Source organism: Cyanobium sp. BA20m-14 (genome assembly GCF_024346295.1).
This window is the reverse complement of sequence record NZ_JAGQCR010000217.1, coordinates 1-5,305: the sequence shown is the minus strand read 5'-3', so window position 1 is coordinate 5,305 and position 5,305 is coordinate 1. Positions and strand designations below refer to the sequence as shown.

At 69.7% G+C, this 5,305-nt stretch carries 6 protein-coding genes; 4 read left to right on the top strand and 2 right to left on the bottom strand.

The features are described from left to right. Nucleotides 1-96 precede the first annotated feature (96 nt). Nucleotides 97-984, top strand: coding sequence for a peptide deformylase (locus KBZ07_RS15765; RefSeq protein ID WP_254932496.1), 888 nt, complete (start codon nt 97-99; stop codon nt 982-984). A gap of 55 nt (nt 985-1,039) precedes the next feature. On the opposite strand, the gene KBZ07_RS15760 is transcribed toward KBZ07_RS15765, so the two are convergent. Continuing rightward, on the bottom strand, nt 1,040-1,948 hold the full coding sequence (locus KBZ07_RS15760; protein ID WP_254932497.1) for a heat-inducible transcriptional repressor HrcA: 909 nt from the start codon (nt 1,946-1,948) through the stop codon (nt 1,040-1,042). 129 nt (nt 1,949-2,077) lie between these two features. Continuing rightward, nucleotides 2,078-2,431, bottom strand: a complete 354-nt coding sequence (locus KBZ07_RS15755; protein ID WP_254932495.1) for a rhodanese-like domain-containing protein — start codon at nt 2,429-2,431, stop codon at nt 2,078-2,080. Between the two features lie 54 nt (nt 2,432-2,485). Between KBZ07_RS15755 and KBZ07_RS16235 the strand changes: the two genes are divergently transcribed. The 3 genes from KBZ07_RS16235 to KBZ07_RS15740 form a co-directional block, all read left to right on the top strand. Beyond that, the gene (locus tag KBZ07_RS16235) at nt 2,486-4,141 is read left to right on the top strand and encodes a DUF3352 domain-containing protein (RefSeq protein ID WP_261355843.1); all 1,656 of its coding nucleotides are present in this window, start codon (nt 2,486-2,488) and stop codon (nt 4,139-4,141) included. An 8-nt stretch (nt 4,142-4,149) separates the two neighbouring features. Next, nucleotides 4,150-4,635, top strand: coding sequence for a histidine phosphatase family protein (locus KBZ07_RS15745; protein ID WP_254932494.1), 486 nt, complete (start codon nt 4,150-4,152; stop codon nt 4,633-4,635). A gap of 66 nt (nt 4,636-4,701) precedes the next feature. Next, on the top strand, nt 4,702-5,305 hold a 604-nt coding region (locus KBZ07_RS15740), incomplete at its 3' end, for a citrate/2-methylcitrate synthase (RefSeq protein WP_315860182.1).

The following is a 5,305-nucleotide window of genomic DNA, read 5'->3' as shown; positions in this document are numbered from 1 at the left end:
ACACCGTGGCCGAGAAGCTCGGCGACAGGATGGGGGGGTGAGCCCCGGCCGGGGCAATCATGGCCGTAGTGCAGCGGCCTGCCCGTGCCTAATCCCTTGTCCCCGCAGCTCGCAGCCCTAGCTGATCAGGGCATCCGCTGGGTGGCGACCCCCAACCGGCCATTGCCGGCGGCCCCTATGGCGCCGATCGGCTGGTGGAGGGGGCTGGATTACGCCACGGTCCTGCTCGATGCCCTGGAGGCCGCCGCCATCCCCTGGCTGCAGTTCCACCCTGAATACGGCGCCGGCCCCGGTGGGGGGTGCCCGCATCAAGCCGCTGGCTGCAGCCGATCGCCCGGGCCTCGCCGCGGTGGCTTCCGCTCTAGATCGGCCCGCACCGGAGATCCGCGCGTTGTTTGGGCCTTGAGGCGATGCTTGCATGGCACCAACAGACTGGTGTCGATGGCGGTACGCACCGTTCTCCGTCTGGGTGATCCCCGATTGCGCCAGCCCGCCCAGCCCGTGATCGATGTGGCTGATCCCGCTTTGAGGCAACTGATCACTGATCTGGACGACACGGTGGCGGCCTGCAGCGGCGCCGGCCTGGCCGCTCCCCAGATCGGCGTGCCGCTGCGGGTGGTTCTGTTTGGTGGTGGAGGGCCCAACCCCCGCTACCCCGATGCCCCACTGCTTCCCCGCACCCTGTTGATCAACCCCGTGCTCACCCCGTTGGGACCGGAGCGCTATGGGGCCTGGGAGGGGTGCCTGAGTGTGCCGGGGCTGCGGGGGCAGGTGTCCCGTTGGCAGCGGTTGCGCTACCAGGGGATCGATGGCGATGGCCAGCCTGTGGATCGTTGCGTGGAGGGGTTCCATGCCCGGGTTGTGCAGCACGAGTGTGACCACCTCGATGGGGTGCTCTTCCCCGACCGCCTCAGCGATCCCACCGCCTTCGGCTTCATCCCTGAGCTGGAAGCGGCCGGGCTGATTCCCTCCGTGCCTGGTTAGTGCTGTCGTTGTGCTGCTTGACGGGCTGGCAGCTTGTGATCAATCCACGGAGCTTTCACCCCAACAGCCGCTCCAGCACCTGGGCCACCGAGCTCACGGCGGCCAGGGCGGTGGCGTAGGCCATGCGCATGGGGCCCACCAGGGCCACCTGGCCGATGCCGCCATCGCCGCTGCGGTAATCGGCCTGCACCACGGCGCACTGGTGTAGGGCCCGGTGGGGATGTTCCGCGCCGATCCAGATGCCTGGCTGGGGCAGGAGCTGGTGGGGGGCGTCCTCCACCAGTTCCACCAGGGGGCGCAGGCTCAGGGTCTGGCTGAATTCCGGCTGGGCCAGCAGGCCGGCCAGGCCCATGGTCAGGGCCCCCTCCCCCTCCAGCTGGCGAGATTGGCCATGGCTGGCCAGGGCTTGGCGCAGGGCAGCACCACTGCTGTTCAACTGGGAGGGCAGGGTTGCCCAGTCAATCGGCCCTTCCTGCAGCTGGGTACTCACCCACCGCTCCAGGGGGGCCAGCTCGGCTTCGGCCTGGGCGGGCAGCCGCAGGTTGAGGCTGGTGGCGGTTGCGCCCCCCTCCACCAGAAACACCAGCAGGCGTTCGCCGCTGGCCACCAGCCGCAGGGCCTGAAGCTGGGATTGCTTGCGCTGGGGTCTGGTGATCAGGCTGAGCAGGCCGGTGAGATCGGCCAGGCGCCGGCTCAGGTGCAGCAGCAGGTCGTCGAGGGCTGCCCACTGCAGGCTGAGCCCGGTGAGCTCCCGCTCCAGTTGCAGGGCCGCGGCTCCCGGGGCGGGCAGCAGCTGATTTACGTAGGTGCGGTAGCCCTGCTGGCTGGGGATTCGGCCCGCCGAGGGGTGGGGCTGGGTGAGCAGCCCCCGCTGCTCCAGAGCCCCCATGGCCGAGCGCACCGTCGCCGGGCTCGCCCCCAGGCCGAAGCGGCGCACCAGGGTCTGGCTGCCCACCGGCTCCATCGTGTCCACGTAGTGACGCACGGCAAGTTGGAGAACCTCCTGCTGCCTAAGAGGCAAGGGGCGGGGGGACGGAGACTGCAAGCGGCCGCTGCAGGGAGTTGGCTGATCGTAGGCAGATGGGGGCTGGATTCAGTAGCGAGGCACGCTGGAATCCACCTCCAGGCTCCAGGAATCGATGCCCCCCTGGAGGTTCCACACCGCCCCATAGCCCTGGGCCTGGATCAGCCAGCAGCCCAGCTGCCAGCTGCGCACCCCCGCATGGCACAGCACGACGATGGGGCGGTCGTGGCTGAGCAGCTTGCCCAGGCGGTCGACCCACTCAGCTGAGCGGCTCAGCGGCAGGTGCAGCACGGGATGGGCCAGCCTGGCCAGCTCCAGCTCGGCGTCCTCGCGCACATCCACCAACTGGATCGCCTCGCCCTGCTCCAGCCGCAGCTGCAGCTCGCGGGCCCGCATGGTTTTTGGGGTCTCAGAACTTTCCATGGCGGGCAGAAGGCGGGGCTTGGGGTCAAGATGGGCCCATCCTGCGTGGGACGCATGAAGGCCCGCCCGTTTCTGGCGGTCGTGCTGGCGGCGGTGCTGCTGTTGCTGAGCCTGGCGGCCGCTGGTTGGTGGCTGGTGCTGCAGCGCTCTCCGCTGCAGTTGCAGCACCAGCCCTTGGTATCGCCTCGGGCGGCTCGCTTTGTGCCCCGCCAGGCACCCCTCAGTCTCTACCTGCTCACCGATGGGCAACGGCCCGAGGGCTATGCCCGGGCCGTTGCCCCGGGCCGGCAGCGCCGCCAGGCGGCCGATGCCGTAGCCGGGTTGCGGGATGGCGCCTTCGCTGCGGCGGGGCTGGACTATCCCGCCGAGCTGGCCTCCTGGCTCGGCCCTGAACTGGGCTTGGCCCTGCTGGCCAACGAGCCAGGGGGAGCCGCCGACGGCTGGCTCCTTTCCCTGCGCAGCCGAGATGCCGATGGGGCCCGCCGTTTCCTGCAGCGCTTCTGGCAGACCCGCAGCCTCGCCGGCACCGACCTGCAGATCAGCAGCTACCGAGGCATGGGGCTGATCAGTGGCCGTGGTGCCCTGGTGGGCACTACGCCGGTGCCGATCGCCACTGCCCTGGTCAACGACGATCTGGTGCTGATTGCCTCCGGTCGCGGCGTGCTCGAGCAGGCCCTCGACGTCTCCCAGATCGATGAGCTCAATCAGGCGGCCAGTCCCTCCTTCCAGCAGGCCCTGGGTCGCCTGGGCAAGGGGGCTGTGCTGCTCACGGCCCAAGCTGAAGTCCTGGGCTCCTGGCTGGGCATGCCTGCCCAGCTCACCGGGCCCGGCGCGGTGCAGGAGCTCGTGGCCAGCCTGAGACCCGACGGCCGTTCCCTGGCGCTGGAAGCTTTGCTGCTCCTGGCACCCGGCGCCGCTGGCCCGCCCCCAGCCCCGCCCCCAGCTCCGACCGCCGCTGCCGGGGACGGCGGACTGGCCCTGCTGGCGGCCCTGCAGGGCCAGTCCGACAGCCTGGCCCTGGTGCAGCAACCCTCCCATTGGCCTGAGCTCTGGCAACCCCTGCTGGCGGCCGTGCTCCGGGTGGGTGAGGGTGGCGGTGACGGTTTGTTGCCGGCCCTGGTGGCGGCGGCCGATCCTGGCCCCTTGCTATGGAGCGCCGGCAGCCAGGGCTGGTTGCTGGGCACTCCGGTGGATCAGCCCGATCCCGCCAGCCTTGAACAGGGCCTCGCTGCCCAGGGCCTGACCGCCGCCCCCCTGCCCGTGGAGGGAGACGCCAGCGTCATGGTCTGGACCCGGCTGGAGGCGCCCCCGGCTGGGCGCCGGATCGGCCGGGAGGAGGGCGCCGTGCTCCAGGCCAGCCTGGCGGGGGCCAGGGCCAGCCAGGGCCAATTGGCCTGGTGGGGCCAGAATCTGGCGGTGTTGCAGGAGCAGCGCGAATCCCGTCAGACCCCCCGGCTGCGCCTGGCCCAGCTCGCCGCCCTCGACCAGCCCCAGGCTTCCCTGCAGTGGGCGATGGCGGCCGGGCCGGCCCAGGCCCTGTTGCAGCGTTGGAGCACCTGGCAACTGCTTTCGGGCCTTGCTGGGAGACCGCTGGCGCCGGCGGTGCAGGGGCTCAGCCTCAGCCTGGAGCCTGGCTACGGTGATACCAACAGCGATAGCTATAGCAACAGCAACAGCGTGCATCTCAGCGCCAGGGTGGGTTTTGGTTGACGAATCCCTTGGCTGATCGCGAACTGCTGCTCTGGCGCCATGGCATTGCTGAGGAGCGCCATCCGGATCGCCCCGATGCAGAGCGGGTCCTCACCACCGAGGGAAGCCGCCGCACGGCCGCGGTGGCCCAAGAGCTACAGCGGCTGCAGCTCTGCTGTGACCCCCTGCTGAGCAGCCCCCTGCGGCGGGCGGTGCAGACAGCCGAGCTGGGCGTGGCGGCCGGCCTGGCCAGTGGTTTTGCGATCGAGGCCAGCCTGGCCCCAGGGGGAGACCCGCGGCCGCTGCTCCAGGCCGGCAACTGGCAGCGGCTGGGCCTGGTGGGCCACGAGCCCGACCTCGGTGAGCTGGCCTCGACTCTGCTGGGTTTGCCGGCCGGTGCGATCACGCTGCGCAAGGCCGGCATCGTCCTGATTCGCCTTGGACCCGCCGGTGCCAGCCTGGAGGCCCTGATTGGTCCTCGGTTGCTGCGGCTACGGCATCAATGGCGGCTTTAGCCGTAGGTTCGCCCCAACCACAGCAGCGGCTCAAACGTGACAGCGGCGGGCAAGACATCAGCGGGCATGACAGCAGGGGGCATGACAGCAGGGGGAGCCGAGACCCAGATCCCCTTTCGTCCTGGGTTGGAGGGGGTGCCTGCCACCCAGTCATCGATCTGCGACATTGACGGTCAGCGGGGCGTGCTCACCTATCGGGGCTACCGGGTAGATGAGCTTGCCGCGCGCAGCACCTTCCTGGAAACCGCCTACCTGTTGATCTGGGCCCAGCTGCCCAACGCCAAGCAGCTGCAGGAGTTTGAGCAGGAGGTGCAGATGCACCGGCGGGTGAGCTTCCGCATCCGAGACATGATGAAGTGCTTCCCCTCGGGGGGGCATCCGATGGACGCCCTGCAGAGCAGTGCGGCGTCCCTGGGGCTGTTCTATTCAAGGCGCGCCCTGGACAATCCCGAATACATCGTCTCTGCGGTGGTGCGGTTGATCGCCAAGATCCCCACGATGGTGGCTGCCTTCCAGCTGATTCGCAAAGGCCAGGATCCGATCCAGCCCCGCGACGACCTGGCCTACGCGGCCAACTTTCTGTACATGCTCACCGAGCGGGAGCCCGATCCCCTGGCGGCCCGCATCTTCGATGCCTGCCTGATCCTGCACGCCGAGCACAGCCTCAACG

Coding starts and splice junctions, on each gene's coding strand:
- KBZ07_RS15760 (WP_254932497.1), bottom strand. CDS start 1,948: ATGGAGCCGGTGGGCAGCCAGACCCTGGTGCGCCGCTTCGGCCTGGGG.
- KBZ07_RS15755 (WP_254932495.1), bottom strand. CDS start 2,431: ATGGAAAGTTCTGAGACCCCAAAAACCATGCGGGCCCGCGAGCTGCAG.
- KBZ07_RS16235 (WP_261355843.1), top strand. CDS start 2,486: ATGAAGGCCCGCCCGTTTCTGGCGGTCGTGCTGGCGGCGGTGCTGCTG.